Raw genomic sequence first — 544 nt, forward strand, 5'->3', positions numbered from 1 at the left:
TCTGTCTGAGGTGTCTCATTTTTAGTACGGTAAGAGTCTAGCGATAACGCCCTTTTCTCGCACTGCTTGCTTTGCCTGCGAGCGCAACCAAGGTCTTGTTCGTATTGGCATGACAAATTGCCACACCGAGCGCATCCGCGGCATCGGCTTGAGGCTTCGCAGGTAATTTTAACATGTGCTGTACCATGTGCTGAACTTGCACTTTGTCTGCACCACCAGTCCCCACTACAGCTTGCTTAATTAGACGTGCAGCATACTCATACACAGGAAGATCCGCATTCACCGCCGCAACAATCGCACTACCGCGAGCCTGCCCTAGCTTTAGAGCAGAATCGGCATTTTTCGCCATGAACACTTGCTCAATTGCAAATACGTCTGGTTGAAACTGGGTGATGATTTCCGTAACGCCAGCATAGATTTGCTTAAGCCGACCTGGCAATTCTTTTTCTGAGGTACGAATACACCCACTGCCAAGATATTGCAGATGACGGCCTTGTTGGCGAATAACGCCGTAACCGGTAATACGAGAACCTGGGTCAATACC

The 544-nt window shown here is 49.4% G+C and carries 1 protein-coding gene; it reads right to left on the minus strand.

What is annotated here, in order from left to right; genetic code table 11:
* Positions 1-37 precede the first annotated feature (37 nt).
* Positions 38-544, minus strand: a 507-nt coding sequence (gene ruvC, locus R8O10_RS27015) for a crossover junction endodeoxyribonuclease RuvC (RefSeq protein WP_318192198.1), incomplete at its 5' end; no start/stop codon positions are given.

This window comes from Vibrio sp. 1727 (assembly GCF_033344415.1).
GTDB classification, from domain to species: Bacteria; Pseudomonadota; Gammaproteobacteria; order Enterobacterales; family Vibrionaceae; genus Vibrio; species Vibrio alginolyticus.